Origin of the sequence: Dickeya undicola, assembly GCF_000784735.1 — a bacterium.
Lineage (GTDB): Bacteria > Pseudomonadota > Gammaproteobacteria > Enterobacterales > Enterobacteriaceae > Dickeya > Dickeya undicola.
The window spans coordinates 103,677-130,385 of the sequence record NZ_JSYG01000021.1; the positions used below are offsets into that span (position 1 = coordinate 103,677).

Below are 26,709 nucleotides of genomic sequence, written 5' to 3' on the forward strand. Positions count from 1 at the left end.
CTGACCCCGCTGCGTTAAACGGGTGCGGCAGAAAACCTGTCGCGACCCGCGAGATTACCCTCAATCACCCTGCGTACCACGTCGGCTACTGCCGGGCGGACGATGCTTGCGGAGCCTGGGTGTTTTGCTGCTGAGTATTTTGCTGCTGCGTGTTCTTAGCCGGGGCCGGTTGCTCTGGCGGAAAATAAAGTGGACCTTTCAAACCACAGCCAGCCAGTGACAACACCAGCAATGCCAATGCGCCCTGACGAAAAAATGTTTTCATGTCGTTAAAACCTGTCATTCAGATACCTATGCTCTCTATAATCGCAGGTGGATCATGAAAATCAATAGGAATCGAATATGAACGATAGCGAGTTTCATCAATTGGCCGACGCGTTGATGCTGAAGGTGGAAGAAACGCTGGACCGATTTGATGGTGATGCGGATATCGATTACGAAACCAATGGCGGCGTGATGACGCTGAGTTTTGAGAATGGCAGCAAGATCGTGATTAACCGCCAGGAGCCGATGCATCAGGTGTGGCTGGCGACCAAAGGCGGCGGTTATCACTTCGGCTATCAGAATGGCCGCTGGATTTGCGACCGCAGCGGCAGCGATTTCATGGCACTGCTGGCGCAGGCCTGCTCGGAACAGAGCGGCGAAGACGTTTATTTCGATTAAAACAGACTGGCATTCGACTAAAACAGATTGGGGCCGTTAGCCCCAACTGTCATTCATGCCGGATTTCCCGCTCTGAATCAAAGCATCTGCAAGCGCTGACTCAGCACCAGGCTCTTCTTGTCTTCAGACGATGGCGTGACGCACAAATGAGATAGTGCGCTGCTACGGAATGGGATTACCTGCGTGCGGCCGTCTAACTGAACAATCTGATAGAACTGCGGCAGATTGAAGTTGATGAAACTGGAGCCATAGGTGAAGCGGTCATGCGATGAGGAATAGAAACGGCTGACATCGCGCACCAGTTCTTCCTTGCTACCTTCGCAGTGGTGATAGACCTCCACCCGGTTCGACTCGTCCAGAATATAGATATTGAATCCCTGATTATCCTGCTGATCTTCAAAGAAGAACTGGATAATGCCTTCGCTGGCAACGCCATCCACTACCGGCGGCAGATGGATGTGATTGGTTTCCACCTGAACCGGCAGCCCTTGTAGCTTGTTGTTGGAAATCGCGCCGTAGAACTCTACCGCATTTTCCAGTTTCTGGGCCGATACGCTCAGGCGTTCAAAGAATAATCCCCAGGTTTCACCTGCAACTTTCACCGCCTTGAAGCGGCCAGGTTCCTGACGGGTGCTGGACAGACGCAGTTCAATACATTCGGACACCAGTTGCTGCACCCTGGTCCGGATCAACCCGCGCAGGTGCTGGCTGTAGCAGAACACTTCCAGCGACTCCGGCAGCGCCGCGTCCTGATGCATTTTGCCCAGAATGGTTTTCAGCGCTTCCAACATCGCCTGTTCGCCGCTGAAATGCAGGGTACGCACTTCATTCCAGGAGTTGCGGTACAACAAATCGATACTGCCGACCAGACACTGCTGCTGCTGGCCAAAGCTAAAGACATCCAATTGACGAAAATCGAAGTGCACCACCTGATTGCGGAACGCCGCCGTCGGATCATGCTCCAGATTGACGATAATCGCCAGATGCCGAATTTCGCACGGGCTATACAGCGCTTTCGGTGTAGGTGCCGCCACCCGCAGTGGGAAGTGGCTGGACACATCCGACACCAGTTCCTGCAATCGGGCGATATCGCACAACTCATGCCCTTTGATATGCAGACGGGTAGATGATGTCAGCAGGCCGTTGAAATAGGCCCAGGCCACCAGCTTGTTGAGATAGCGGTTATATTCCAGCGGCTGATGGCTGATGATGGCGTCCATCGACGGCGCTTGATTGTACAGATACCAGCCGGAGCGATTAGCACGCCCCGCCGGGACATAAATAAAGGTCAGATTTGTCTCTGACAGGTCGGGCGAAATCTGCGGGTTAACCAACGTCACCTTGCCCGGCAACGCCTCGAAAGCAGCATACAGTTTACGGGTCAGCACCCCGATATCCTGTGGGCTGGCACTGACGCTTAGATTATTGCGGCGGGCGAAACGGATCAGGTTGCGATAGCTCTGCATCATCGCATCCAGCAGCTCGTTATGCGCTTCGCGCACCTGCCCAATCTTCCAGTTGGCGCGGTTGTCGAGCATCACCAACCGTTCGTTACTCCATCCCCACGACTGCACCAGTTGCGTCAGAATTTGGCGACGCCAGGCCGTGCAGGCACGCTCACGGGAGAGTTTTTCGCAGACTTTGAGGTAGAAGCAGCGGCGCACCAGATCCAACCGGGTCTGGTCATTGATGGCGTTCAGATACTGGGTCACGCGCTCCAGCATCATGCAATAAGGGTCCAACCCAAAGGACACAATCTCGCCTTTATGCAGACGCGCTTTGATCTCGCTCGACAGCAGGCGGGTATTGGGATATTCCCAGGAATAGGCTTCCAGCAACAGGGTTTTCAGCACCGCCTTGTAGGGCGAGTCGATGCTTTTATACAACTGCCACAAGCTGGCACCAAAGTACTCTTCCGCCGACAGCGCACTCAGTCCACCCAAATCCAGCCATTCGTTTGGTGCCAATGCGCCACGGGCATACAAAGAAAGCACGAATTCATCATAGTGTGCCTCCTCTTCCACCGGCACCATGTTCCACAGAATGCGCTTGCCTGCCATACGTACTGCGGTGCGGTAAAACTCGTCCAACAGCAAGATATGCTGAGTAGAGCCACAATCTTCACCCCCGAGACTGCCACTCTCGTTATGGCGGAAGCGGTTTTCATCCATCAGGAAGAAACTGACGTCGACACCTTGTCCGGCAGCCCATTTTTCCAACAGCGAGCACTTCTGCTGCAACCGCTGACGCTCTTCACTGTCCAGCCAGGATTGATGGCAGACCCAGATATCGAGATCAGAAGTACAGCTCTGCCCGATGGACGAGGTGCTGCCCATCGAATAGACGCCGGTGATCGGCAGTTCGCCCTTGCGATCCGGCACAGATAACTCGCCCCAGCGCAATTCCACGCTGTCGAGATAGTGCTGTTGTTTTTCATCAGGGGAGAAAAGACAAATGCCGTGCGGAACCTTGCCTTCCAGATAACCAGGCATCAGCGGGTGGTGATGATGTAATAAAACTGGCAAAAGACTGTAAACCTGCTGAAAAGCGGGTTTCATTGCTTCCAGAGCACGATCCACACGCAGTTGGTTGATCGCATCCAGTCTTTGCTTCAGTGTCTCGATGTAGAAGTACAAGACGTTTCGCCTGCTTATCCCAGTGCCTATAAAGAAGCCGTTGTTTCCCCAACCTGCCCAGAATAAATATTAGAAGAATGGCGGGCAGATTATTGCTGGAAACGTGATCAATTTAACACCTTGCTGAAAGGGCGTAAAGAAACTAAAGAAAGTCAGATTTGTTTATTGATGCTACAGCATTGCACATATTATCGCCGTTTTTGCCGCGTCAGGCTATCTCCCATCAGGTTTTAGCATTCCCTAACCCCATCACCATGGCCGGGCAACTGACACCGGCTCGCCTTCAATGGTACGATGGAAAGAAAGGATCAGAACGGTATCAAGCATGGTAGACACTATTCTAAGAATTGCCACCCGACAGAGCCCGCTGGCGCTGTGGCAGGCCCATTTCGTTCAACAACGGCTCGAAGCCTGTCACCCTGGTTTGCGGGTGGAACTGGTGCCGATGGTCACCCGCGGTGATGTGCTGCTGGATACGCCGCTGGCCAAAGTGGGCGGCAAAGGGTTGTTTGTCAAGGAACTGGAACTGGCGCTTCTGGAAAACCGTGCCGATATCGCGGTGCATTCAATGAAGGATGTACCGGTCGAATTTCCCGACGGTTTGGGGCTGGTCACCATCTGCGAGCGCGACGACCCGCGCGATGCCTTTGTCTCCAATCATTACGCCACGCTGGATGATCTGCCTGTTGGTGCCTGCATCGGCACCTCCAGCCTGCGCCGCCAGTGCCAGTTGCGCGCCCACCGCCCGGACCTGGTGGTCCGCGACCTGCGCGGCAACGTCGGCACCCGCTTGTCCAAACTGGATAACGGCGACTACGACGCCATTATTCTGGCGGTCGCGGGGCTAAAACGCCTGGGTCTGGAAGACCGTATCCGCAGCGCACTTAGCCCCGAGCAATCGCTGCCCGCAGTCGGTCAGGGTGCAGTCGGCGTGGAGTGTCGGCTGGACGACGCCCGAACCCGTGCGCTGCTGGCACCGCTTAACCACGATGATACCGCAACGCGTGTGCTGGCCGAGCGCGCCATGAACACCCGGCTGGAAGGCGGCTGTCAGGTTCCTATTGGCAGCTACGCCGAACTGCAGGACAACGATGGACTGTGGCTGCGCGCGCTGGTGGGTGCACCGGATGGCAGCCGCATTATTTACGCAGAACGTAATGGGCGGCGTCAGGATGCCGAACAGCTTGGCATCGATCTGGCGGATGAACTGCTTGAACGCGGCGCACGCGACATTCTGCAATCTGTTTATGGAGCAGCCTCGTCATGACGATTCTGGTTACCCGTCCCTCTCCTGCAGGTGAGCAGTTGGTAGCCCGTCTCAGAATGGCAGGCCAGCAAGCCTACCACAGCCCATTAATCGAATTTTCTCCGGGTAGCGACTTGCCGCAACTGCCCGCCATGCTGCAAGCACTGCGCCCCGGTGATCTGGTTTTCGCCCTGTCGCAACAGGTGGTGGAACACGCCAACCCCGCGCTATCACGCGCCGGAACCACCTGGCCCCAAACGCTCACCTATTTTGCGGTGGGGCGCTCCACCGGGCTGGCGCTGCATACCGTCAGCGGTCTGCCTGTGCACTACCCGTCAGAGCGCGCGACCAGCGAAACATTATTGCAGTCACCGGCGCTACAACAGGTAGCAGGCAAGCAGGCACTGCTGTTGCGCGGCAATGGCGGCCGGGAGCTACTGGGCGATACCTTGCAGCAGCGCGGGGCGCAGGTGCGTTACTGCGAATGCTATCAACGCAATCCGGTGGTTTACGACGGCGCAGAACAATGCCAGCGTTGGCAACAGCTCGGCGTCGATACTCTGGTGGTCACCAGCGGAGAAATGCTGCAACAGTTCTATACTTTAGTGCCTGATTATTATCGAACTACCTGGCTACCGGGTTGCCGGGTCGTCGTCGTCAGCGAGCGTCTGGGCGAAATGGCCCGCGAACTGGGCTGGCGTGACATTCTGATCGCCGATAATGCGGATAACGATGCGCTGATGCGGGCGCTGCAATAACGCAACGGATACCATCAATCAATTGATATCGTTGCATAATTAACCAGATGGTAAGCTAACCAAAGAGTAAACTAGCCAGATAGTAACCCGGACTATTACCATTACCCTGATCATAGGATGTACTCATATGACGGAACACATTACCTCCTCAACGCCCTCCGAAGAGGTGGTCGAACGGGCTGAATCCACATCGCCGAAAAAATCGCCACCCGCCTCCGGTGCGTCGCGCCACGGTCTTGTGCTGGGCACCATCGCTATCGTGATTTCGCTGGCGCTGAGCGGCGGCGTCTACTATTACACCCACCAACAGATGGCACGCCAGAGTGCCGCCTTGGCCCAATTGCAGGAGCAACTAGCCGGGCTGCAAAAACAGCAGTCACAAGCGCAGCAGCAGTGGCAACAGACACAGGACCAGCAGGCCAAAGCGCTGAGTACCGATGAGCAACGGCTGGCAGCCCTGACCCGGCAGACAGGCGAAATGCAGGAAAAACTGGCGACGCTCACCAACAGCGACGCCAAAACCTGGCTGCTGGCGCAGGCTGATTTTCTGGTAAAACAAGCCGGACGCAAGCTGTGGAGCGATAAAGACGTCACCACCGCTGGTGCCCTGCTCAAAAGCGCCGACGCCAGTCTGGCAGACATGAACGACCCCAGCCTGATCGACGTGCGCCGGGCCATCACTCATGACATCAGTATGCTGGCGGGCGTCAGTCAGATCGATTTCGACGGCATCATCCTTAAAGTGAACCAGTTGGCGGATCAGGTGGACAACCTGCGGCTGGCCGATACCGACACTGACGAAGCGCCGATGGAAGAAAGCGACTCGACGCTGTCGGCTTCACTGAGCGAATGGCGGCAGAACCTGAGCAAGAGCTGGCACAATTTCCTGTCGGACTTCATCACCATTCGTCGCCGCGACGACAGCGCCGAACCGCTGTTGGCACCGAATCAGGATGTGTATCTGCGCGAAAACATCCGCTCTCGCCTGCTGGTCGCCGCCCAGGCGGTGCCACGTCACCAGAACGAAACGTACCGGCAATCACTGGAAACGGCAGCGACCTGGGTACGTGCCTACTTTGACGAAAGCGACCCGACCACCAAGGCGTTTCTGGACCAACTGGACGCACTGAGTCAACAGTCGGTCGCGATGGATGTACCGAATGAACTGCAAAGCCAGCCGCTGCTGGACAAACTGATGCAAACCCGAGTCCGCAACCTGCTGGCGCAGCCATCCGCCAAACCACAGGAGGACTGAACATGCTGAAGGTATTCCTGCTGTTTGTGGTGCTGATCGCCGGTATTGTGATAGGGCCGATGCTGGCCGGTCATCAGGGCTACGTGCTGATTCAGACCGACAATTACAACATTGAAACCAGCGTTACCGGGCTGGTGATCATGCTGGTACTGTTTCTGCTGGTGTTTCTGGCGGTGGAATGGTTGTTGCGGCGCATGTTCCGCACCGGTGTCCGTACCCGCGGCTGGTTTATCGGCCGCAAGCGCACTCGCGCGCGTCAGCAGACCAAAGCAGCACTATTGAAACTGACTGAAGGTGATTATCTGCAGGTGGAAAAACTGCTGACCCGCAATGCTGACCACGCGGAGCAACCCGTGGTGAACTACCTGTTGGCGGCGGAAGCCGCTCAGCAGCGCGGTGACGAGTTCCGTACCCGACAGTATCTGGAGCGGGCAGCGGAAATCGCCGACAGCAACCAATTGCCGGTGGACATCACCCGCGTGCGCATTCAACTGGCCCGTAACGAAGACCATGCTGCCCGCCACGGCGTAGACCGTTTGCTGGAGGTGGCACCGCGCCACCCGGAAGTTCTTCGTCTGGCGGAACAGGCATTTCTGCGTACCCACGCCTACAGCGCATTGCTGGATATCCTGCCCGCTATGCGTAAAACCCGTCTGCATGACGAATCCTCTCTGGATGAATTGCAACAGCGTGCCACCATCGGCCTGATGGATCAGGCAATGGCGGAAGGCGGTAGTGAAGGGTTGAAGCAGTGGTGGAAAAACCAGCCACGTAAAGTGCGTCAGGCGCTGTCGATGCAGGTGGCAATGGCTGAACGGCTGATCGTGTGTGATGACCACACCACCGCACAGGACATCATTGTTGACGGGCTGAAGCAGCAATTTGACTATCGGCTGGTGCAGTTGATCCCCCGGCTCAACGCCGGTCAACCGGAACCGCTGGAAAAACTGTTGCGTCAACGCCTGAAACAGCACAGCGATGACGCGCTGCTGCACAGTACGCTAGGACAGGTGCTGGCAAGACATGGCGAATGGCAGCAGGCCAGCGATGCCTTCTCCGCGGCATTGGCACTGCGACCAGACGCCTATGACTATGCCTGGTGTGCCGACGCGTTTGATCGGCTGAAACGTCCTGAAGACGCGGCCCGAATGCGCCGTGACGGTTTGTTATTGACGCTACAGCCTCCTCACGACGCCTGACCAACCGAACCGGCGCACCCCTGCGCCGGTCTTCCTGCCCTGACAAAATAACCTGATAACACCATGATTTCCTGGAATAATGGCGAAAAAAAACGCTTGCCGACCAGCGACAAGCGTGCAATAAAAATCAGGTCTGAAAGACAACTTTAAGGTGCCCCACTCAACGTTACGTCCAACAGCGATGAAGCTGCACTTCATCAAAAATCGGACGTTAGGCACCGTAAATGGCTCTGCGTCATTCCCAGGTTTATGAAGCCGAAGCAAACATAGAAGGTGGAATGAGCATCTACACCTCCAGTTAAGCACGAATGATGCCAATTTTACAAAACGCAGCCCCATAAAATATAACTAACTGATAAACAACAAGTTAATTATAGAGTCTCATTGAATTCCGGTATCACTAAGCTGCTGAAAAATCAGGCATTCCTTGCCAATACTGTCGCCAATTAGAGACGCCAGCGACACCATCAATAATATTACTTAAAATTCAAACAGTTATTCGTCTCTCTTTGACGACATCAAGACATCGAGATTGTCGCTAAAAAACCACAAGTCTCGTTTGGCTGACAACAAAACGAAACGGCCACGGATAACCGTGGCCGTTGTCATTGATCAGATGCTGACGGGTAATCAGGCGTCCTGCGACAGCTGTTCCAGACTCTGCTTCGCCAACTGGTACAGATAGTGTGCGGTAGGGAACAACGCGCTATCATCCACCCGAAATTTGGGGTGATGCAGCGCATAAGGGCCGCCGGAGCCCACCATCATAAAGGTGCCCGGCAGTTTCTGCTGGTAGAACGCAAAGTCTTCGCCGATGGGGCTGGCCTCGACACGACGCGCCTCAAACCCTTCGTCATCAGCGACCTGCAACGCGAAGTCTACCCAGCGCGGTGTGTTCACCACCGATGGTGGCCCGGCGTGCCAGATAAACTCGATTTCCGCGCCAAAGGTGCTGGCGATACCGGCCACAATCTGGCGGAAACGCTGTTCAATCAGGTCGCGTACCGCCTGACTGAAGGTACGCACCGTTCCTTCGACATAGGCGGTATCTGGAATCACGTTCCAGGTACTGCCGCTGTGTACCTGGGTGATCGACACCACCGCATTATTATCGGACGGCACGGTGCGGCTAATAATGGTCTGCACGGAGGAAATCAACTGCCCCAGAATAATGATCGGATCGTTACCTTCGTGCGGCTTGGCAGCATGACAACCTTTGGCAGCAATCTTGATCTCAAAACGGTCCACTCCGGCGGTCAACGCGCCGTCTTTGCCGCCAATCACGCCGACCGGCAGCGTTGGGTCGTTATGAATGCCGAAAATGGCAGCCGCGCCGTCCAGCGCGCCGACGGCGATCACTTCTGGCGCGCCCAGCCCGGTTTCTTCAGCCGCCTGAAACAGAATACGCACGGTGCCTTTCAGTTCTGGCTCGATACGTTTGAGTAAAATTGCCGCACCCAACGCCGCCGAAGAATGAAAGTCATGCCCGCAGGCGTGCATCACACCTGCGTTTTTCGAACTGAATTCAACGCCGGATTCTTCTTCAATCGGCAGGGCATCGATGTCGGAACGCACCACCACCAGCGGGCCGTCCTGCAGGCCACCCACTTCCGCTACCAGACCGGTTTTTAGCGGCAGGTCAAGGATGCGAATCCCCTCTTTTTCCAGCACGGCGCGAATTTTCCGTGTGGTTTCAAATTCCTGATTAGACAGTTCCGGATGCTGATGCAGATCGTGCCGGAACGCCTGAATAAACTGCGCCAATGGCTCATGCTGAACATGAACTTTCATATAAAGTCACTCCTCTTTTTTAGCCCTGTCTGACAGGGCGGCTCGACGAGTCGAGCCAGCAGGTGAATACGTTATCGATCAGATATCGAACTCTGATGGTTCCTGAATGTTCGTCAGCTGTCGCAGGAAGCGGCGAGTCTGCGGGTTGTCGGAGAAGCTGATCACTTTCTCCGCGGGCCCTTGCTCTACGATGTGCCCGTCAGCCATGAAGATCACCCGGTCCGCCACTTCTTTGGCAAACTGCATTTCATGGGTCACGATCACCATGGTGGTGTTTTGCCCTGCCAGTTTCTGGATAACTTGCAGCACTTCATGCACACGTTCCGGATCAAGCGCCGAGGTCGGTTCATCAAACAGGATCGCCTTCGGATCCACCGCCAGTGCACGAGCGATGCTGACTCGCTGTTGCTGCCCGCCGGACAGCGTCACCGGGTATTTATGCGCTTGCGGCAGCAACCCCACCAGTTCCAGCAATGACAGTCCAATCTCGTCCGCCTGTTTTTTTGGCATCTTCTTCACCACAATCAGGGCTTCGGTGATGTTTTCCAGTGCGGTCTTGTTCTTGAACAGATTGTAATTCTGGAACACCATCGCCGTCTGACGCCGGAGCGCATACTCTTCCTTGCTGGTGTAACGGCGAGTATCCAGCGATTGATCGCCGATGGTAATGATGCCGGATTCCGGCCTTTCCAGCAGATTCAGGCAACGCAACAGGGTGGACTTACCCGAGCCGGACGGACCGATGATCGCTACTACCTCACCCTGAGCAATATCCAGACTGATATTGTTCAGCACTACCTGGTCGCCAAAACGTTTAGTCAGATTTTTTACGCTAATCATATTGGCTCCTTAACGCTGCCGTGAATGGCTCAGTTTCTTCTCCAGTTGCGACTGCAACCAGGCGTAAACCACGATGAGCATCCAGTAAATCAGCCCCACCACCAGGAAGGTTTCGAAGAAGCGCAGCGATTCGGCGGCGATCATCTTGCCTTCGGCAAACAGTTCCGAAACACCGAGCGCAAAGGCTACCGAGGTGTCTTTAATCAACGAAATAAAGGTGTTACCGGTCGCAGGTAGTGCATTGAGCATCGCCTGCGGTAACACGATGCGGCGGTAAATCTGCGCTTTGTTCATCCCTACCGACAAACCAGCTTCCGTTTGCCCGAAATCTACCGATGCCAGCGCTGCGCGGAAAATCTCCGCCATATACGCTGAGTTTTTCAGGCTAAAGCCAATAATCGCCGCCGTCATGGCGGACAGGCCGTTAAGCGACGGAAACAGCTGCGGCAACCCGAAATAGATGATGAATAACTGAACCAGCGACGGAATACCACGAAACAGCGAAATATAGAGTTCCACCAGTTTCGCCACCACAATGAACCGGCTCTCGCGCACCAGCGCCAACATCAGCCCTAATACGATGGCAAACAGCATCGACACCACCGCCAGCAACAGCGTGGTGGGCAAATACATCAACACCTGGGGAAAAACTTTCAGCAGGTAGGAAAGATCGATATTCATGGGTTATACCATTAACACTGACGCCAGCCGCGAATCAGGCTGGCGTCACAGGAGTTGAGCGAGCAGGCCGGGTTATTTACCCGCCGTGATGTCCTCGCCGAAATATTTAACAGACAGGGCTTTCAGTCGGCCATCACTACGCATTTTGTTCAGTTCATCATCAAACTTCTTACGCAGTTCATCGCCTTTCTGATCTTTATGGAACGGGAAGCCAACCTGCTCCACTACCAGCGGCTCACCCACCATCTTAAACGGCAGGTTGCGTTTGTTGATTTCCGCCAGCAGGATCGGGCGGGAATTGATATAACCTTCTACGCGTTTAGCCAGCGCATCGCTCATGGCACCGTCGCGGGTTTCATAGGTACGAATGTTGACGCTGCCGTCGGCAAAGGCTTTTTTCAGGTTGTTGACGTGGTTAGAGCCCAATACACCAGCAACGGTTTTGCCTTTCAGGTCATCCAGCGTATTGATGTTGGTATTGTCTTTATGCGTGACGATCTGGCTGCCGTAGTAGCTGTAAGGCGAAGTGAAGTTGTATTTCTCCTGACGCGCTGGGGTAATCGCCACCACGTTGGCGATGGTGTTCAGTTTATTGGCTTCCAGTTGCCCCATCAGGCCGCTGAAATCCGCTGTGACCCACTCAACCTTGTAGTTCAGATCTTTGGCGATAGTTTCCGCCACTTCCACATCAAACCCGACCAACTTGTTGTCTTGCTTGAACGAACTCGGGTAACTCTGCCCGGTGGCGCCGATACGCAATACCTTCTCGCCACTGTTCTGAGAGTCGCAACCTGCTGCCAGAATGACCGCAGATAAAGCCAATACAGGGAGGATAATTTTTTTCATAGTCATCGAATAACGCCTCTTAGGGGTGTTTCTTTTCCCAGTGATGATAAAGGTCCTGATCCAGGACTTTTCGCATGTAAATCGTGAGGTGTCCCTTCCCTAGATCCGCCTGGCCGACTTCCTGAAAGCCATATTTTCGATACATCTCCAGCAACCAGGGATGCTGTTTGGCGGTGCCCAGCGTCACGGCGGGCGCTTTTAACTGCGCTTGCAGCACCGCCTGCTCCAGCCAGTCCAACATCTGTTTACCCAATCCCTGCTGTTTGAAGTCCGGGTGGGTCGCGAACCAACCGATGTGCGGTAACCCATAAGGACCGGGATTCGGCCCCCACGGATAACGAATAGTGACCGACGCAGCCAGTTGCCCGTCTTTCTCCATTACATACACACCATTGCTGCGTAAATGACGGCGCACCATGTCGATGTCGGCGTAAGCGGCGTCAAACTTGATGCCCAGCTCGCGCACTGGCGCATAAGCGGCCAACGCCAGCGCCAGAAACGCTTCATCATCCGCAGAGGTCGCCTGACGAAATACGGTACTCATGGCGTCACCCGTCACTCAGCCAGCAGGCCGGTGTCATCCGCGTATTGGATAACTTCATCGACTTTCTGCGGTGCGCTGCCGACGTAGTTTGCTGGATCCAGCCAGGCATCCAGCGCATCAGATGTCAGGTGCTGCGACAGCACCGGATGCTCCAGCAGCAGCGCTTTGAACTCGCGGTTCTGCTCAAATGCCGCCATTGAGCACTCGTACACCAGATGATGGGCCGTCTGCTTGCCGAGCAGCTTACCGATTTCAAACATCACTTTTTCTGACAGCAGCAGACCGTTTTGCAAATCCAGATTAGCGCGCATCTGCTTTTCGTTCACCGACATACCGCGCAGGATGCCAAGCGCGTTTTGCAGTTGTGCCGACAGATAGATGTTGATTTCCGGCAGCGCGATCCACTCCGCACGCCAACTCATAGCATCACGCTCGTGTTCGACTTTCATCGATTCATGGATCAAGGCCGCGCTCTTGAACAGCGGTGCTGTCAGGCTGGCAAGCCCTTCCAGCGCAGCGGGGTTACGCTTGTGCGGCATGGTGGTGGAACCGATCTTCCCTTCGGAGAACGGCTCTTCGATTTCGTTGATTTCGGTACGCATCAGGTTGTACAGCTCGTTGCCGATTTTACCGAGCGTACCGCTGATCAACACCGCCACCGACGCGTATTCCGAGAAACGGTCGCGGGCAGACTGCCAGCCAATATTCGGGGTATTCAGACCCAGACGGGTCAGGGTGTGGCGTTCAATTTCCGGCCCCAATTCGCCAAAAGAGGCATAAGTGCCGATGGCACCGTTGATATTGCCTACCAGCACCCGATCGCGGATTTCATTCAGACGCTGCAAATGACGCACAAATTCATCCAGCCATACCGCCAGCTTGAAACCAAAGGTGGTCGGCAACGCCTGCATACCGTGAGTACGGCCAGTCATCAGCGTATGCTGGTGTTTCTTCGCCAGTCGTTTCAGCTCGATAGCCACCAAACGGGTGTCACGCACCACGATGTCGAATGCCTGACGCAACTGCAATACCGTAGCGGTATCCACCACATCCTGCGTGGTCACACCGTAATGGATGTATTCGCCAGCATCACCACATTGTTTCTGGATGGCGGCAATGGTCGGCATCAGAGAATGCTTCATCCGCACCGCATCCTGGGCGATCTCTTCAATATTCAGTGCACTGGCGTTGGCGTGGGAAGCAATGGTGCTGGCCGCGTCCTGCGGGATGACACCCAGGTCGCCTTCTGCCAGTGCTAACGCAATCTCTACGTCAACCTGGCGGGTCAGGCGATTCTGCTCTGACCATACGGCGCGCATTTCTGGTGTGCCAAAGTTATTTCCAATAAGAAGAAAATCAATCAGATGTGATGCCATAACTCACTCGTTTACATTGTAATAATGGGGGAAAGAGAGGCGGGTCAAGACGACGCTGTTGTTTGTTGGCGACTATATCACTGGCGATATTCCCACCTATATACCCGATCGATCTAACATATTCCTTAATGTTTTATGATTTCGTTCACAATTACTTCATCCGGAACGATGCAATCCTTCGTATTTCTGCCGGGTTACTATTGATATTAGCGTAAACCGGAAACACGTGCAGATTGCATCATCCATACGCATAGTTACGCAAAATAGAACCATGCTGTCGTAATTAATTCGTCTTTAACTTCAAACACAGCGATACTTTCTATCGGTTCTGGTGCGATGCCGTAAATCTTTTCATGATCAAATACATGGCAGCCCAGCACAGTGCGGGATACCAGTTCGGCACGCAGCGCTGGGTTATTGAACCGATGGTCACGATAGAAGGCTTCCAACGCGGCTTTGCCCAACATGCTCGGTTGCTCGGATGGCATACGATAAGCCCGGAAATTCTCGTGGAAACAAGCAGAAAAGGCAGCCAGGTCGTGAGCATTGTAGGCGGCAAACTGTTTTTCAACCGGGTTGATGACTGACATATCAAATCTCCATTTAAATGCAAATATAATGAATAAAAATTCAAATTAAGAGATACACCAGTCGGGGGTGAAAAGCAAATTCGGTGGGGAAAAACCATAAAAAAACGGCAGTCCGATTTGGACTGCCGCTTCTTAAGAATAGGGTGGTCGGCGAGAGAGGATTCGAACCTCCGACCCACTGGTCCCAAACCAGTTGCGCTACCAAGCTGCGCTACTCGCCGATCCTGATTTACAACACTTACACAACTACGGCTGTCTGTGTGGTGCGAAGAGAGGGACTTGAACCCTCACGTCCGAAGGACACTAACACCTGAAGCTAGCGCGTCTACCAATTCCGCCACCTTCGCATATCACAAACTTTAAAATTTGGGGTGGCTAATGGGACTCGAACCCACGACAACTGGAATCACAATCCAGGGCTCTACCAACTGAGCTATAGCCACCATATACCACTGCTTTACTACGTTGTTCCGGTACTCGATTTACGGGGTAATAAGTACCTCCGCAGCTCCCGCGCCCAATTTAATGGCGCGCCCGACAGGATTCGAACCTGAGACCTCTGCCTCCGGAGGGCAGCGCTCTATCCAGCTGAGCTACGGGCGCGTAGCGCCGTTGCGGGTGGGGATAGTACGGATTTAATATAGGCCTGTCCAGTGCTTTTTTCACATAAATGATGCGTTTGCTTATGCTTTGCTCATTTGCGGTCAAAACCCGGTTCAATCCGCCGTCACCACCCGCAGTTAGCCACGATTACTCGGTTTCCGTTTGCATTTCCGGCTGTTTTTTACCCAGCCCCAGCACAACATAGAACAGGCTGACCGCTGCCAGGAAAATACCACCGACCACCAGCGACATGCGCGTATCTTCGTTGATATACATCCCAACCAGCACGCAGGCCAGAAACACCATCGTCAGGTAGTTCACCCACGGGAACAGGATCGACTTAAACGGATGGCCTGCGACGGCCGCCTGATGCTGCTGGCGGAAACGCAACTGGCTTATCAGCACCACAAACCAGGGAATCATACCCGGCAACACACTGGCGCTGTACACGTACACGAATACTTTTTCCGGATTAGGAATAACGTAGTTCAGCGCCGAACCGGCCACCAGACACAGGATGGACACCGTCACCCCAATAGCGGGTACGCCGCCTGAGGTCACACGTCCCAATGCGGCCGGTAACTGACGGTTGTTAGCCAGCGAATAGAGCATACGCCCACAGCTGTACATACCACTGTTGCACCCCGACAATGCCGCCGTCAGCACCACGAAGTTGATGATGCCCGCCGCTGCGGTAATACCAATCTTGGAGAACGTCAGCACGAACGGACTGCCGGATGTACCGATTTCATTCCACGGGAAAATGGTCACAATCACGAAAATGGCCCCGACATAGAAAATCAGGATACGCCACAGAATGTTGTTAATCGCCCGTTTCAGCGTCACTTGCGGATTGCGGGCTTCACCGGCGGTAATACCGACCAGTTCCACCCCCTGATAGGAGGCCACAACCAGACAGAGCGCGAACAACAGCCCTTTCCAGCCACCGGCCAGAAAGCCGCCATGTTCGGTCAGGTTAACAAAACCGGTAGACTGCCCGTGGTTGCCGATACCAAAGAAAATGATGCCGACGCCCACCACAATCATCACCACAATAGTGGTGATCTTGATCATCGAGAACCAGAACTCAATTTCACCATACAGCCGTACCGCCGCCAGATTGGCCGCCGCCACCAGCGCAACCGCGCCGATAGCCGGGATCCACTGCGGCAAGGTCGGGAACCAGTACTGCACATACACACCGATGGCGGTAATTTCCGAAATGCCGACCGCCATCCACATGAACCAGTAACCCCACGCCGTGAGATAGCCGAAGAACGGACTCAGGTAATTGTGGGCGTAAACCGCAAACGAACCGGTCACCGGCTCCAGAAACAGCATTTCCCCCATCGACCGCATGATGAAGAACACAAAAATGCCTGCCACGATATAGGCCAGCAGCACAGACGGCCCAGCCCATTTCAGGGCGCTGGCCGCCCCCATGAACAACCCCACGCCAATGGTGCCGCCCAGTGCGATCAGTTCGATATGTCGCGCTTCCAGCCCACGGTGGAGCTTGTCCTGTTTTTCTGTATTTGCCATATAACCTCTGTCTTAAATAGATCCTTTTTACACCGGTATCAACGCGTTATTGTTTTATACCCGCCATGCTTCATATAGGTATACCGGCTCTCTCCCGGCAAGGCATCACCGTTCCCCGACCGGAAAAACGGCCGAGAAGATACCGCAATGCAAACCGGATTCCTACTCTTCCTGTACCTGGACATGATGAAATAAGCAGCGCAGACAGACCTTGATCACAACGATAAAGCGGTAAAAAAAGTGGTACGACGAGCAACCGGGCCATCGCCGTCATACCAGGTGACGTCGCACTGATGCGTGTCTAGAGCTTGCCGCCAAAATGCCAGGCCAGATAGCGTAGCAGTTTAAACTGGCGGCGAAAGCGGCTGGGTTGCGTCAGTAAGCGGTAGAGCCATTCTAACCCGTAGCGCTGCCATATAGGCGGGGCGCGTTTGACCTGTCCGGTAAACACATCGTATGTCCCCCCTACTCCCATGTAGAGCGCGGCGGGATACAGCTGGCGGCAATCGCGCATCAATAATTCCTGCCGCGGTGACCCCAGCGCCACGGTCACCAGGTGCGCGCCGCTGTCACGCACATGCTCTAATACCGCCTGGCGCTGTTCCGGCGCGAAATAGCCGTCCTGCGAGCCCACAATATTGACCTGCCACTGTTCACGCAGCTTGCGCGCCGTCTCCGCCAGCACCGATGGCTTGCCGCCGAGCAGAAATACCGGCGTTCCCAGTTGCCCGGCGCGCTGCATTAGCGCCTCCCATAGATCGGCACCCGCGATACGCTGCACCTGAGCACCCGGATATTTGCGGCGAATGGAACACACCACGCTGATGCCATCGGCATAGTTGCAGTTACCCTCCTGCAACATCAGTTCACGCAGCGTCGCATCGCGATCGGCAGCCATCACCTTTTCGGCATTGATGGCAATCAACGTCCCCGGATGCGGCGAGCCGCCCGCAAACAACACCGACACACACTGCTCACTATCCCGAAAACCCTGCACCGGGATGCCACGAATACGGTACTGCGGAATCGAGCCCTGCGGCCGTGCCTCATTCATTCCGTTTCTCCTTGTGATGACGCGCGAACAGTAACCGCACCAGCACGCAACAGCAGCCAGTACAACAATTTGGCCGCCAGCAGGCAGGCCGCGAAAACCAGACAGAAAAACACCACCCGCGAGACAAACGCATCCAGCCCTTCACGCACCAGCACGATCAGGTTAAAAACCGCGCCAAAGCAGAACGCCTGCAACACGGCGGACAAGTAACGGTTTTCCGCCTGCCGCCCGTAGCGGTAAAGGCCGTCAAACCCCTTGATGAGCAACCCGATCGCGACCGCGCCCACCGGAATCAACAACGGCCCGCCCATAATCAATAGCGAACCGAGCAAGGTCGGCGATATTGCTAACCCGGCATGATAATTCAGCACGTCCCAGGTGAAATAGTTGGCGCTGTTCAGCACCAGCGCGGGCCGCTCCGGCCACAGCCAGGTGGGAATAAAGACATAAAAGTCACGCACGATGGGTGCCAGCCCCTGTAGCGTGATCTGGTCGAGATGTTGCCATAGCATGGCCAGATTTTCCCACGGCGAAAACGTATCTCGCGTCAGGTACAAAAAAGTGTAGAACGCCTCTTCGCCCTTGACGTCCAGACCGTAGCGCTTGAGCGCCAGCCAGAACATCGCCACGATACCCGCTCCGCCCGCCGTCGCCAGCATCCACAGCGCAATCCAGCCACGTTGCAGGCCGATAAACAGAAACAGAGCGAAAGCGATGATGATATTGGCGCGGGTGCCGCCCACCAGCAGGTAGGTCAGCCCGCCAAACGCGACGGTCGCCAGCAGGAAAATCAGCCAGGCACGCCGGGTTTGGTGCAGGAAATACCACATCAGCATGGCGGGAATAAAGAAATAGAAGAAGCGCTTCAGGGCGACACCGGCGACGTCGCGAGAGAAAATCTGGCTATAGGAACTGAGTTTGAACAGCAACAGGCCGTTGTTGGCAAAGAACACCGCTGCGGTCACCAGCGCCACCAGAGCCAGCAAACCGCAGGTAAGCAGCGCTTCCAGCCGCGTCATGGTCAACGGCAACGGTCGCGGTACAGGCGGTGCAGACCGCAGCCGGGTTTTATAACTGACATAATAAATGACGTAAAACGCCGTGGCGGACAGCAGCGCCAGCAGCAGGTTCAGCGGCGAGGCAGTCTCCACCCCGAAGCGAAATGTCAGTAAGGCGGTCAACGGAAAACCAAAATAAAACGTCAGCAGGTACAGCAAGGAAAACAGCACATTGAAGTTGAAACGCCAGCGGCGGAACTCTCGCCCACTCAGCCACAGCACCACACCGCCGCCGCCCAGCCAGACCAGCCACAAACCCAAAAATGCCCACTCAGTCATCACCGTCTCCCGCCACCAGTGACAACGCCTGCCGCCACCCTTGCACATAGCCGGGGCTGAAGAAGGCTATCTGCCGGGTATCGATTCGCGCCAGTTGCTCGCGTGCGTCGTGCACCATCTCCTCGTTCAGCACCTCCTCGCCAAGCAACACCGGTAAGCGCTGTTCCGCCAAATCCTGTCGAAACGGGTTATGACGACTGATAACGAACGGCACGCCCAGTTGAATCAACAAACATAGCGTGCCAATCCCCTGCTGGCGGTGAAACAGGAAGTAGCCGAGATCGCAGGTGCGCAACAACGCCAGATAATCGTCAAACGTCAGTGACTCGCGCAGAACCTGGCAGCGCTCAGTACCGAACAACCCCAGCCCATACCGTGCCACCTGTTCAACGTAATCATGGTTGCCCGCCGGGTAACCCATCGGCACGATCACCCGCACTTGTGCGCCAAACTGACGATGAATGGCGTCAAGCGCCGCCAAATGGCGGTTACTGCGATCGCCGGAGTTACCGACCAGAATGGTCAACGGCGCGTCCGGCGCTTTTTCATGTGGGCTCGCCGCGTGCGGGCTCATACGGGTGGAGAAATAGAGCAGCGATGCCACCGCAGCCGGATAACGCCGCCGGAAATAGTCGATATCGCCGCGAGTGGCGAACACCCGAGCTACCCGCCGCTGTGCCACTCGCCGCAGCCGGTAAAACCAGCGGTAGCGCCAGCCACGGGCTTCTTCATACAAATCGGCCCCCCAGATGTGCCAGTAAGCCTGCGTCTTACGGATACCGCCGCACAGCAACGCCAGCCACAACCAGGGGTTAAACTGGCCGTGAAAAAAGAAACGAGCCGACCGATCCTCACGCGCCAGCGCCACCACCGCGCGCGCCAGCGCTTTCTGGTCAGCAAAACGCGCTATCTGCAACGCCGGATAGGTTTGCTCAAAGAGATCGGCGGCCGAAACCACCATGAAGCGCCGTACCTGATGCGGCGGCAGCGTCGGTGCCAGCGTATCATTAAAGAAACGCAGCACCGTCTGGTTATGGTGGGGAATATCCGCCCCCAGGACATGAATAAGTGTGGTCATGCTCGCCTGCAGTACAGAATGAAAACGCCGCAACACAACAGAAAGTAGACCGCATAGGTTGCCAGATACGCCTGCGACGCGCCCAGCGCACCATGCAATGGAATCAACCAACGGGCAAATCCGGTCAGCAGCAGGAACTGGCCGAGTTCAGCCAGCAAATAGAACCGCAGCGAGGCTCTGGCGACCACCAGATAACCAAAAACGTAAGCGCCCACTTTCAATACATCACCGACCAGCTGCCATGCAAACAGGTCACGCATAGCCGAAAACGCGCTGGAAAACAGTACGTGAATCACCACATCGCGCAACAGCCAGATAGCCATGCCTGTCGCGGCAGCCACCGGCAACACAAACCGCAACGCGCTGAGAATCTCATGCCGGACCGCACGTTTATCCTGCAAACGCGCCAGCGCAGGCAGCAAATAAACCGAGAATGACGCGGTAATGAACTGCAGCCAGGCATCGGAAAGGGTGGTAACCCCCTGCCACACGCCCACTTCCTGCCAGGTGTAATGGTTCGCCAGTTGGTTTCGCATCATCACGTAGCCCACCGGCAACGTTGCGGCGGTGATCAACGTCATCAGGCTAAAGCGGGTTAACTGACCGGCCAGCGGCCATGACCAGCCAGGTGTGAGCGCTCGCAAACCTAATGGCGTTCGCCGGAAAAACAGCACCAGCGCGGGTACGCACGACAATGCAGGCAACAGCGCCAGTCCCACCAGCGCACCGGTATACGCCCCAAGCCAAACGCTAATGCCATACGCCACAGCCCCCAGCAGGCTACCTGCCATGACGGCCAGCGCATTGCCGCGCGCATCCTGATAACCTTTCAGGATCGCCAGCAGCAGGCTGGTGCTCGCAATGCCCAGTTGCAGCCAGGCCAGCGCACGAATTGCAGGCTGGTAGGCATCATCGCCAAACAACAGGCGCGACAGCGGCGCAGACAGCAACCACAGCGCCAGCGCCAGCAACAACGAGCAGCCCATCGACAGTGATACCGCCGTTCCCAGCAACAGACTGGGCCGGTTGGCATCCAGCGGCGCAGCAGCCACCGCACGGGTAACACCGTTGGCGATGCCCGCTCCGGCCATCACGCCCAGCACGGTGATCAACTGGCGGTAGTTACCGGCCAGCCCGACGCCTTCCGGGCCGAACGTCACTGCCAGCAGCTTGATGACCACCAGCCCCGCGCCAATTTTGACCAGCGTGGATGCCGCCGTCCATAACGATGCACGCGCCAGCGACATCAGGAAAAGAAACCCAGCGCCGAATGGATGACGGTACGCTGGTTAAGATCAGACAGGTTGTAGAACAGCGGTAGACGCACCAACCGTTCACTTTCCCGCGTCGTGTGACGGTCCTCACCAACAAAACGGCCAAATCGGCGACCAGCCGGGCTGGAATGCAATGGAATATAGTGGAACACCGTCAGGATCTCCGCTTCTTTCATATGACGGATAAACGCTGAACGCTCCGCCTCATCCCGCAGGCGCAGGAAAAACAGGTGGCCGTTATGACGGCAGTCCGCAGGGATCACCGGCAACGTCACCCGGCCTGCCGCCGCCAGCGGTGCGAATGCGCGCGCATAGTGTTGCCATAATTGCAAACGCCGCTCATGAATGCGCTGCGCAGCTTCCAGTTGCGCCCACAGATAAGCCGCCTGAATATCCGCCATCAGATAACTGGAACCGATGTCGCGCCAGGTGTACTTATCTGCCTGGCCGCGAAAAAACTGGCTGCGGTTGGTGCCTTTCTCGCGGATAATTTCGGCTCGCTCCGCCAGCTCGGGGGCGTTAATAAGCGTCGCGCCGCCTTCGCCGCCCGCGGTGTAATTCTTGGTTTCGTGGAAACTAAAACAACCGATATGACCGATGGCCCCCAGTGGCCGCTCCTGATAGTGCGACATCATCCCTTGTGCCGCATCCTCCACCACAAATAGCCCGTATTGCTGTGCCAGCGCCATGACGGCGTTCATCTCGCAGCCCACCCCGGCGTAATGCACCACCACAATGGCGCGGGTCTTCTTCGTAATCGCCGCTTCGATAAGGTTTTCGTCAAGGTTGAGGGTATCCGGCCGGATGTCGACAAATACGATGGTGGCACCGCGCAGCACGAAGGCATTCGCGGTGGAGACAAAGGTGTAACTCGGCATGATGACTTCGTCGCCGGGCTGGATGTTCAGCAACAGCGCCGCCATTTCCAGCGACGCGGTGCAGGAAGGCGTCAGCAAGACCTTACCACAGCCAGAATACTGCTCCAGCCACTGCTGACAGCGGCGGGTAAACGCGCCATCGCCGCTGAGCTTGCCGCTATGCATCGCCGCCTGCATATACTCCAGTTCTGATCCCACCACCGGTGGCGAGTTAAAAGGAATCATGTCGTCACCTGCAGAAATACCATGGGTAGAACCATCATCGATAAAACCAGTAAGCCGTACTTTCCACCCGAGCACCGCTGCGCAGGTAGAGCCGTAATGCCGCCAGATTGCTGGTCTGGGTCGCCACCGTCAGTCGGCGAATGCCACGCTGCTGGCACCAAACCCGCGCCACCTGCATCAGCCGCTGACCAATCCCCTGGCCGGTCATGCCCGGCCAGGCGGACAACACGCCGATACGCGCAGCGTTGGAGGATGTCTGGCGTAACGTCACAAACCCTTGCAGCCCTCTGCGTTCGCCGGGCACCTCAATCACCAGGCAGGCATCGTCAAAGGTGCCATGCACCGCTTTCTCCACCCACCGCGCATAGAAACGACCGCAATCGCCCGGCCCATACCACGGCGACCGAAATCGGCTCAGCACAAAGCTTTTCGTCGCCGCAGCACATAACACGGGAATGTCCCCCGGCTCAGCCTCTCGCACCCCAACGGCGAACATGGCGCGGGCAGCAGGGACAACCGGCATACTGAAATCCACCTCGCCTTCCGCCAGCCGAAACCCTAACGTCGACAACGCATCCGCCGTCGCCAGATCGCTGGCGGTCAGCTTCGCCTGGCACAGTTCATAGCAATCCAGTATTTCTGTCGTCAGCAAGGACGCATCGGTTGAAAAATTCAACCGACCACTACTACGTTGGAAAAACTCACTTTCCCAGACCAAAGGCTCAATTTCGGCATATACCACCATAGGTCACTCCGGTTAAACACGCTCATGTTCAGCGCCAGACGCCTTTCGTGTCTACCACCCAACGCTGCGTCACCTGTTCCGGCGCGATAGCTCTGAACTGCCTATGATCCACCAGTAGCACCAGAATATCCGCCGCACTCAACGCCTGCGCGATATCTACCTGTTCAACCTTTCCCTGTAAAATGGCCGGTAGCTGCTGAATATGCGGTTCGACCACCCAGGTCGTTCCGACATGCCATTCGGCTACCTGCCCGGCAATCGCCAACGCCGGACTCTCGCGAAGGTCTTCCACATCGGGCTTGAACGTCAGCCCCAGGCAGGCGATGCGCAAATCGCAGGCGCGTTTATTTTCCTGCGCCAACGCATCCGCCACCCTGATTTTCACCTGCTCCACCACCCAATGGGGTTTGGCGTTATTCACCTCGCGGGCGGTGCGAATCAGACGCGCCTGCTGCGGGTGCTGCGATACGATAAACCAGGGGTCGACCGCGATGCAGTGACCGCCCACGCCCGGCCCCGGCTGCAAAATATTGACGCGTGGATGGCGATTAGCCAGACGAATCAGCGCCCACACATCGATTTGCTGTTCGGCGCAAATCAGCGATAGCTCATTAGCAAACGCGATATTCACGTCCCTAAAACTGTTTTCCGTCAATTTGCACATTTCAGCGGTGCGCGAGTCCGTCATCGCACACTCGCCATCTAGCAGAAAGAGGCGATACAGTTCGCGCGCCCGCGCGGCACAACGTGGCGTCATCCCACCGATCACCCGCTCCTGGCTGAGCAGTTCTTCCATGATACGTCCGGGTAACACTCGCTCCGGACAATAGGCAATGCGGATATCCGATGCCTCGCCAGCCTGCTGGGGGAAGCTCAGATCCGGCCGCGCCTGCGCCAGCCAGTCCGCCATCTGCTCCGTGGTGCCGACCGGCGAGGTCGACTCCAGAATGACCAGATCTCCCGGTTTGAGCACCGGTGCCAACGACAGGGCGGCAGCTTCCACCAGCGAAACGTCAGGCTGATGGTTCGCTTTCAGCGGGGTCGGCACCGCGATGAGAAAAGCCTCCGCCGACACCGGATGGCTACCAGCCTGTAAATACCCTTGCGCCACGGCCGTCTGCACAGCCTGCGCCAGCCCCGGCTCCGCAATATGAGTATGGCCCCGGTTGATGCTCTCCACCACGTGCGGGTTCACATCCACACCAAAAACAGACTGTTGCCGCGAGGCCAAAAGCGTAGCGGTCGGCAGACCGATATACCCCAGGCCGAGCACACAGATACGTTCGAAATTCATACTGTTACCCGGTGTTGTTTCAAAACGGAGAGAATGCGCTGGCTGGCTAACCCGTCGCCATAAGGGTTGTGCGCGTAGCTCATCATCTGATAAGCAGCATCATCCGCCAGCAGTTGGGAGACTTCGCGGATAATCGTCGCGGTGTCGGTTCCCACCAGCCGCACGGTGCCTGCGGCCAACGCTTCCGGCCTTTCGGTCGTCTCTCGCATCACCAAAACGGGCTTTCCAAGCGAAGGCGCTTCTTCCTGAATTCCCCCTGAGTCTGTCAGGATCAGCCAGGCGCGGTTCATCAGGTAGACGAAGGGCAAATAGTCCTGCGGTGTTATCAAAAACACGTTACCAATGCCGCTGAGAATACGCTGAACCGGCTCCAGTACGTTGGGATTACGGTGCACCGGATACACAATCTGAATATCAGGGTGATGGCGGGCGAGCGCGGCCAGCGCGTGACAGATTCGTTCCATTCCGTCGCCAAAGCTTTCTCGCCGATGACTGGTGACCAGGACCATTTTTCGCTCCTGATCTAAAAAGGCGTATTTTTCCTGCAACTGATGATGCAATTCCGCATCACGGGCGATCAGATCTCGAACCCAGAATAATGCGTCAATCACCGAGTTACCCGTCACCCAAATACGGGATGCTGGAACCTGCTCCCGCCGTAGATTTTGCCGCGCCTTAGCCGTTGGCGCAAAATGATAGGTCGCCAGACGCCCGGTCAGCAGGCGGTTTGCTTCCTCCGGCCAGGGCGATGACAGATTGCCCGTGCGCAGACCGGCTTCGATGTGCGCGACCGGAATGCGATGGTAGAACGCTGCCAGGCTGGTCATCAGGGTTGTGGTGGTATCACCGTGCACCAACATCAAGTCGGGCCGACATTGACTCAGCACCGGCCCTAAACCAGAGAGGATACGGGCGGAAATCTCGACCAATCCCTGATCCGGCTGCATCACATTGAGATCGTAGTCCGGCACAATCTCAAACAGACGCAGCACCTGATCGAGCATGTCACGATGCTGTGCCGTGACACAGACTTTGGATTCAAAGAAAGCATCCTGAGCCATCGCCCGTATCACCGGTGCCATTTTTATCGCTTCAGGGCGAGTGCCAAAAACCGTCAAGACTTTCACTGATGACTCTCTTTCACTGATGATTCGCTTAATTCCGGTTTGCGCTCACGGCAAAAATTTTTATAACCATACAATACACATCATCATCCATCACTTAACGGGAACGCCTCGCCAGCGCTACCCCGGCACCGACCAACAGGCCGATGCTACCCCACATCAGCAGCAAAAAACCGCGGCGTGGGCTATCGCGCTGAACCGGCTCTTCCGGCGTATGCAGATAGCGGTAAGTCTGATATTGAGTCGTCAGCGCTGGTCCGCTCTCCAGCATCGCCAGCGTTGCTCGCCGCGACTCATCATCGGCATCAAATGCCGGCCCGCTGGCCTTCAGCATGTCCAGACGCGCCTGTAACTGCGAGGTGCCCTGTAAAAACCATTCCGAATCGGGCAACGACAGCGACGCCTCATTTTTCGGCTGTACAATCCCTTGCTGGCGCGCAATCACAAGCGCCTGCGTCAAACGTTGTACCGTTCGGTCATAGGTGGCTTGCGCTACCGTCTCCTCGCGTTGCAGCCAGGCACGCTCAAACCGAATGCGCGCCGCCCAGCTTCCGGCCAGACTCTGATTCAGATGATTAACGGCCCGCTGGTTGGCGAACTGCACATATTGCCGCAACAGATTGCTGGCGTCTCGCGCGTTATCCGCGCCCAATTTGAGAGTATCACTGGTTTTTTTGGCGTCATCACGCGGCATAAACTGAATATCGTTGATCAACGTGTCCAGCAGAACCGCATCGGCCTTGTCGTCGCCTTTCTGACGCTCACGGTAATACGGAGACTGTAACCAGAATTCACGCCGGGTATCGTAGGCGGCGGCCTGCATCGTGAATTCAGCGTAAGCATCCGCCACAATGGCGTTACCGTCCACCACCGCTGGCGCATCCAGCGAGCGCAACCATTGTTGCTGGTCGAAGAACGTCGACAACAGGGCAGATGCGGGTTTATCGGTCACCGCGGTGCTGCGCCATACCGGCTGCACCAGCCAGGAATACATCAGCGCCACCAGAGCAAACAGCGCCGCTGAACCAACAATCCAGATCTTGCCTTGCCACAGTGCCCGGCAGAGCTGTTGGATATCCAGCGCATTGTCCGGTGACAACGGTTGAGCGGAGGTTTCCTGTTTCATTGCG

24 protein-coding genes and 4 tRNA genes are annotated in these 26,709 nt (G+C 56.1%); 5 read left to right on the plus strand and 23 right to left on the minus strand.

Features of this window, described 5'->3' with window-relative positions; genetic code table 11:
* Window positions 1-85: 85 nt before the first annotated feature.
* Entirely contained in the window at window positions 86-265 is a 180-nt protein-coding gene (lptM, locus tag OB87_RS10785) for an LPS translocon maturation chaperone LptM (RefSeq protein WP_033569452.1), read from the minus strand.
* 77 nt (window positions 266-342) lie between these two features.
* Between lptM and cyaY the strand changes: the two genes are divergently transcribed.
* Window positions 343-663: an iron donor protein CyaY gene (gene cyaY / locus OB87_RS10790; protein WP_033569453.1), complete on the plus strand. Its 321-nt coding sequence runs from the start codon at window positions 343-345 to the stop codon at window positions 661-663.
* A 77-nt stretch (window positions 664-740) separates the two neighbouring features.
* Here cyaY and OB87_RS10795 read toward each other — a convergent pair whose 3' ends face one another.
* Window positions 741-3,299 carry a class I adenylate cyclase gene (locus OB87_RS10795; RefSeq protein WP_033569454.1) on the minus strand — a complete coding sequence of 853 codons (2,559 nt, stop codon included), beginning with the start codon at window positions 3,297-3,299 and terminating at the stop codon, window positions 741-743.
* A 325-nt stretch (window positions 3,300-3,624) separates the two neighbouring features.
* Between OB87_RS10795 and hemC the strand changes: the two genes are divergently transcribed.
* The 4 genes from hemC (at window position 3,625) to hemY (ending at window position 7,757) form a co-directional block, all read left to right on the plus strand.
* Window positions 3,625-4,566: a hydroxymethylbilane synthase gene (gene hemC, locus OB87_RS10800; protein WP_033569455.1), complete on the plus strand. Its 942-nt coding sequence runs from the start codon at window positions 3,625-3,627 to the stop codon at window positions 4,564-4,566.
* Window positions 4,563-5,303, plus strand: coding sequence for a uroporphyrinogen-III synthase (gene hemD / locus OB87_RS10805; protein WP_033569456.1), 741 nt, complete (start codon window positions 4,563-4,565; stop codon window positions 5,301-5,303). The genes hemC and hemD overlap by 4 nt, the downstream gene beginning before the upstream one ends.
* Before the next feature lie 127 nt (window positions 5,304-5,430).
* Window positions 5,431-6,558 (plus strand): uroporphyrinogen-III C-methyltransferase, encoded by a 1,128-nt coding sequence (gene hemX, locus OB87_RS10810; protein ID WP_033569457.1) that lies wholly within the window; start codon window positions 5,431-5,433, stop codon window positions 6,556-6,558.
* 2 nt (window positions 6,559-6,560) lie between these two features.
* Window positions 6,561-7,757, plus strand: a complete 1,197-nt coding sequence (hemY, locus tag OB87_RS10815) for a protoheme IX biogenesis protein HemY (RefSeq protein WP_033569458.1) — start codon at window positions 6,561-6,563, stop codon at window positions 7,755-7,757.
* Window positions 7,758-8,387: 630 nt separating this feature from the next.
* Here the strand turns inward: hemY and OB87_RS10820 are convergent.
* The 21 genes from OB87_RS10820 to wzzE form a co-directional block, all read right to left on the minus strand.
* Window positions 8,388-9,548 (minus strand): M20 peptidase aminoacylase family protein, encoded by a 1,161-nt coding sequence (locus OB87_RS10820; RefSeq protein WP_033569459.1) that lies wholly within the window; start codon window positions 9,546-9,548, stop codon window positions 8,388-8,390.
* Window positions 9,549-9,626: 78 nt separating this feature from the next.
* Entirely contained in the window at window positions 9,627-10,388 is a 762-nt protein-coding gene (locus OB87_RS10825; RefSeq protein ID WP_033569460.1) for an amino acid ABC transporter ATP-binding protein, read from the minus strand.
* 9 nt (window positions 10,389-10,397) lie between these two features.
* The gene (locus OB87_RS10830; protein ID WP_033569461.1) at window positions 10,398-11,069 is read right to left on the minus strand and encodes an amino acid ABC transporter permease; all 672 of its coding nucleotides are present in this window, start codon (window positions 11,067-11,069) and stop codon (window positions 10,398-10,400) included.
* Window positions 11,070-11,141: 72 nt separating this feature from the next.
* Window positions 11,142-11,921, minus strand: a complete 780-nt coding sequence (locus OB87_RS10835; RefSeq protein WP_033569462.1) for an amino acid ABC transporter substrate-binding protein — start codon at window positions 11,919-11,921, stop codon at window positions 11,142-11,144.
* A 13-nt stretch (window positions 11,922-11,934) separates the two neighbouring features.
* Window positions 11,935-12,459, minus strand: a complete 525-nt coding sequence (locus tag OB87_RS10840) for a GNAT family N-acetyltransferase (RefSeq protein WP_033569463.1) — start codon at window positions 12,457-12,459, stop codon at window positions 11,935-11,937.
* Window positions 12,460-12,470: 11 nt separating this feature from the next.
* On the minus strand, window positions 12,471-13,835 hold the full coding sequence (gene purB, locus OB87_RS10845; protein WP_033569464.1) for an adenylosuccinate lyase: 1,365 nt from the start codon (window positions 13,833-13,835) through the stop codon (window positions 12,471-12,473).
* A 254-nt stretch (window positions 13,836-14,089) separates the two neighbouring features.
* Window positions 14,090-14,425, minus strand: coding sequence for a nuclear transport factor 2 family protein (locus OB87_RS10850; RefSeq protein ID WP_033569465.1), 336 nt, complete (start codon window positions 14,423-14,425; stop codon window positions 14,090-14,092).
* 144 nt (window positions 14,426-14,569) lie between these two features.
* Window positions 14,570-14,646, minus strand: a tRNA-Pro gene (locus tag OB87_RS10855).
* A 40-nt stretch (window positions 14,647-14,686) separates the two neighbouring features.
* A tRNA-Leu gene (locus OB87_RS10860) sits at window positions 14,687-14,772 on the minus strand.
* Between the two features lie 20 nt (window positions 14,773-14,792).
* Window positions 14,793-14,868 (minus strand) — tRNA-His (locus tag OB87_RS10865).
* Window positions 14,869-14,951: 83 nt separating this feature from the next.
* Window positions 14,952-15,028: transfer RNA gene (locus tag OB87_RS10870), tRNA-Arg, on the minus strand.
* A 147-nt stretch (window positions 15,029-15,175) separates the two neighbouring features.
* A complete protein-coding gene (gene thrP / locus OB87_RS10875; protein WP_033569466.1) occupies window positions 15,176-16,570 on the minus strand; it encodes a bifunctional threonine/serine APC transporter ThrP in 1,395 nt (464 codons plus the stop codon).
* A gap of 301 nt (window positions 16,571-16,871) precedes the next feature.
* Entirely contained in the window at window positions 16,872-17,624 is a 753-nt protein-coding gene (gene wecG / locus OB87_RS10880; protein WP_033569467.1) for a lipopolysaccharide N-acetylmannosaminouronosyltransferase, read from the minus strand.
* Entirely contained in the window at window positions 17,621-18,961 is a 1,341-nt protein-coding gene (gene wzyE / locus OB87_RS10885; protein ID WP_033569468.1) for an ECA oligosaccharide polymerase, read from the minus strand. The genes wecG and wzyE overlap by 4 nt, the downstream gene beginning before the upstream one ends.
* Window positions 18,954-20,039, minus strand: coding sequence for a TDP-N-acetylfucosamine:lipid II N-acetylfucosaminyltransferase (locus tag OB87_RS10890; RefSeq protein WP_033569469.1), 1,086 nt, complete (start codon window positions 20,037-20,039; stop codon window positions 18,954-18,956). The genes wzyE and OB87_RS10890 overlap by 8 nt, the downstream gene beginning before the upstream one ends.
* On the minus strand, window positions 20,036-21,286 hold the full coding sequence (wzxE, locus tag OB87_RS10895; RefSeq protein ID WP_033569470.1) for a lipid III flippase WzxE: 1,251 nt from the start codon (window positions 21,284-21,286) through the stop codon (window positions 20,036-20,038). Before wzxE ends, OB87_RS10890 begins: the two co-directional genes overlap by 4 nt.
* A complete protein-coding gene (gene rffA / locus OB87_RS10900) occupies window positions 21,286-22,416 on the minus strand; it encodes a dTDP-4-amino-4,6-dideoxygalactose transaminase (RefSeq protein ID WP_033569471.1) in 1,131 nt (376 codons plus the stop codon). The genes wzxE and rffA overlap by 1 nt, the downstream gene beginning before the upstream one ends.
* Window positions 22,417-22,450: 34 nt before the next feature.
* A complete protein-coding gene (rffC, locus tag OB87_RS10905; RefSeq protein ID WP_033569472.1) occupies window positions 22,451-23,161 on the minus strand; it encodes a dTDP-4-amino-4,6-dideoxy-D-galactose acyltransferase in 711 nt (236 codons plus the stop codon).
* A gap of 28 nt (window positions 23,162-23,189) precedes the next feature.
* On the minus strand, window positions 23,190-24,455 hold the full coding sequence (gene wecC / locus OB87_RS10910) for a UDP-N-acetyl-D-mannosamine dehydrogenase (RefSeq protein ID WP_033569473.1): 1,266 nt from the start codon (window positions 24,453-24,455) through the stop codon (window positions 23,190-23,192).
* A complete protein-coding gene (gene wecB, locus OB87_RS10915; RefSeq protein ID WP_033569474.1) occupies window positions 24,452-25,582 on the minus strand; it encodes a non-hydrolyzing UDP-N-acetylglucosamine 2-epimerase in 1,131 nt (376 codons plus the stop codon). Before wecB ends, wecC begins: the two co-directional genes overlap by 4 nt.
* Before the next feature lie 94 nt (window positions 25,583-25,676).
* Window positions 25,677-26,705, minus strand: coding sequence for an ECA polysaccharide chain length modulation protein (wzzE, locus tag OB87_RS10920; RefSeq protein WP_033569475.1), 1,029 nt, complete (start codon window positions 26,703-26,705; stop codon window positions 25,677-25,679).
* Window positions 26,706-26,709 lie beyond the last annotated feature (4 nt).

What these genes read in the sequence shown, in the direction of transcription:
- lptM (WP_033569452.1), bottom strand. Translation starts at nt 265, where the DNA reads ATGAAAACATTTTTTCGTCAGGGCGCATTGGCATTGCTGGTGTTGTCA.
- cyaY (WP_033569453.1), top strand. Translation starts at nt 343, where the DNA reads ATGAACGATAGCGAGTTTCATCAATTGGCCGACGCGTTGATGCTGAAG.
- hemC (WP_033569455.1), top strand. Translation starts at nt 3,625, where the DNA reads ATGGTAGACACTATTCTAAGAATTGCCACCCGACAGAGCCCGCTGGCG.
- hemD (WP_033569456.1), top strand. Translation starts at nt 4,563, where the DNA reads ATGACGATTCTGGTTACCCGTCCCTCTCCTGCAGGTGAGCAGTTGGTA.
- hemX (WP_033569457.1), top strand. Translation starts at nt 5,431, where the DNA reads ATGACGGAACACATTACCTCCTCAACGCCCTCCGAAGAGGTGGTCGAA.
- hemY (WP_033569458.1), top strand. Translation starts at nt 6,561, where the DNA reads ATGCTGAAGGTATTCCTGCTGTTTGTGGTGCTGATCGCCGGTATTGTG.
- OB87_RS10820 (WP_033569459.1), bottom strand. Translation starts at nt 9,548, where the DNA reads ATGAAAGTTCATGTTCAGCATGAGCCATTGGCGCAGTTTATTCAGGCG.
- OB87_RS10825 (WP_033569460.1), bottom strand. Translation starts at nt 10,388, where the DNA reads ATGATTAGCGTAAAAAATCTGACTAAACGTTTTGGCGACCAGGTAGTG.
- OB87_RS10830 (WP_033569461.1), bottom strand. Translation starts at nt 11,069, where the DNA reads ATGAATATCGATCTTTCCTACCTGCTGAAAGTTTTTCCCCAGGTGTTG.
- OB87_RS10835 (WP_033569462.1), bottom strand. Translation starts at nt 11,921, where the DNA reads ATGACTATGAAAAAAATTATCCTCCCTGTATTGGCTTTATCTGCGGTC.
- OB87_RS10840 (WP_033569463.1), bottom strand. Translation starts at nt 12,459, where the DNA reads ATGAGTACCGTATTTCGTCAGGCGACCTCTGCGGATGATGAAGCGTTT.
- purB (WP_033569464.1), bottom strand. Translation starts at nt 13,835, where the DNA reads ATGGCATCACATCTGATTGATTTTCTTCTTATTGGAAATAACTTTGGC.
- OB87_RS10850 (WP_033569465.1), bottom strand. Translation starts at nt 14,425, where the DNA reads ATGTCAGTCATCAACCCGGTTGAAAAACAGTTTGCCGCCTACAATGCT.
- thrP (WP_033569466.1), bottom strand. Translation starts at nt 16,570, where the DNA reads ATGGCAAATACAGAAAAACAGGACAAGCTCCACCGTGGGCTGGAAGCG.
- wecG (WP_033569467.1), bottom strand. Translation starts at nt 17,624, where the DNA reads ATGAATGAGGCACGGCCGCAGGGCTCGATTCCGCAGTACCGTATTCGT.
- wzyE (WP_033569468.1), bottom strand. Translation starts at nt 18,961, where the DNA reads ATGACTGAGTGGGCATTTTTGGGTTTGTGGCTGGTCTGGCTGGGCGGC.
- OB87_RS10890 (WP_033569469.1), bottom strand. Translation starts at nt 20,039, where the DNA reads ATGACCACACTTATTCATGTCCTGGGGGCGGATATTCCCCACCATAAC.
- wzxE (WP_033569470.1), bottom strand. Translation starts at nt 21,286, where the DNA reads ATGTCGCTGGCGCGTGCATCGTTATGGACGGCGGCATCCACGCTGGTC.
- rffA (WP_033569471.1), bottom strand. Translation starts at nt 22,416, where the DNA reads ATGATTCCTTTTAACTCGCCACCGGTGGTGGGATCAGAACTGGAGTAT.
- rffC (WP_033569472.1), bottom strand. Translation starts at nt 23,161, where the DNA reads ATGGTGGTATATGCCGAAATTGAGCCTTTGGTCTGGGAAAGTGAGTTT.
- wecC (WP_033569473.1), bottom strand. Translation starts at nt 24,455, where the DNA reads ATGAATTTCGAACGTATCTGTGTGCTCGGCCTGGGGTATATCGGTCTG.
- wzzE (WP_033569475.1), bottom strand. Translation starts at nt 26,705, where the DNA reads ATGAAACAGGAAACCTCCGCTCAACCGTTGTCACCGGACAATGCGCTG.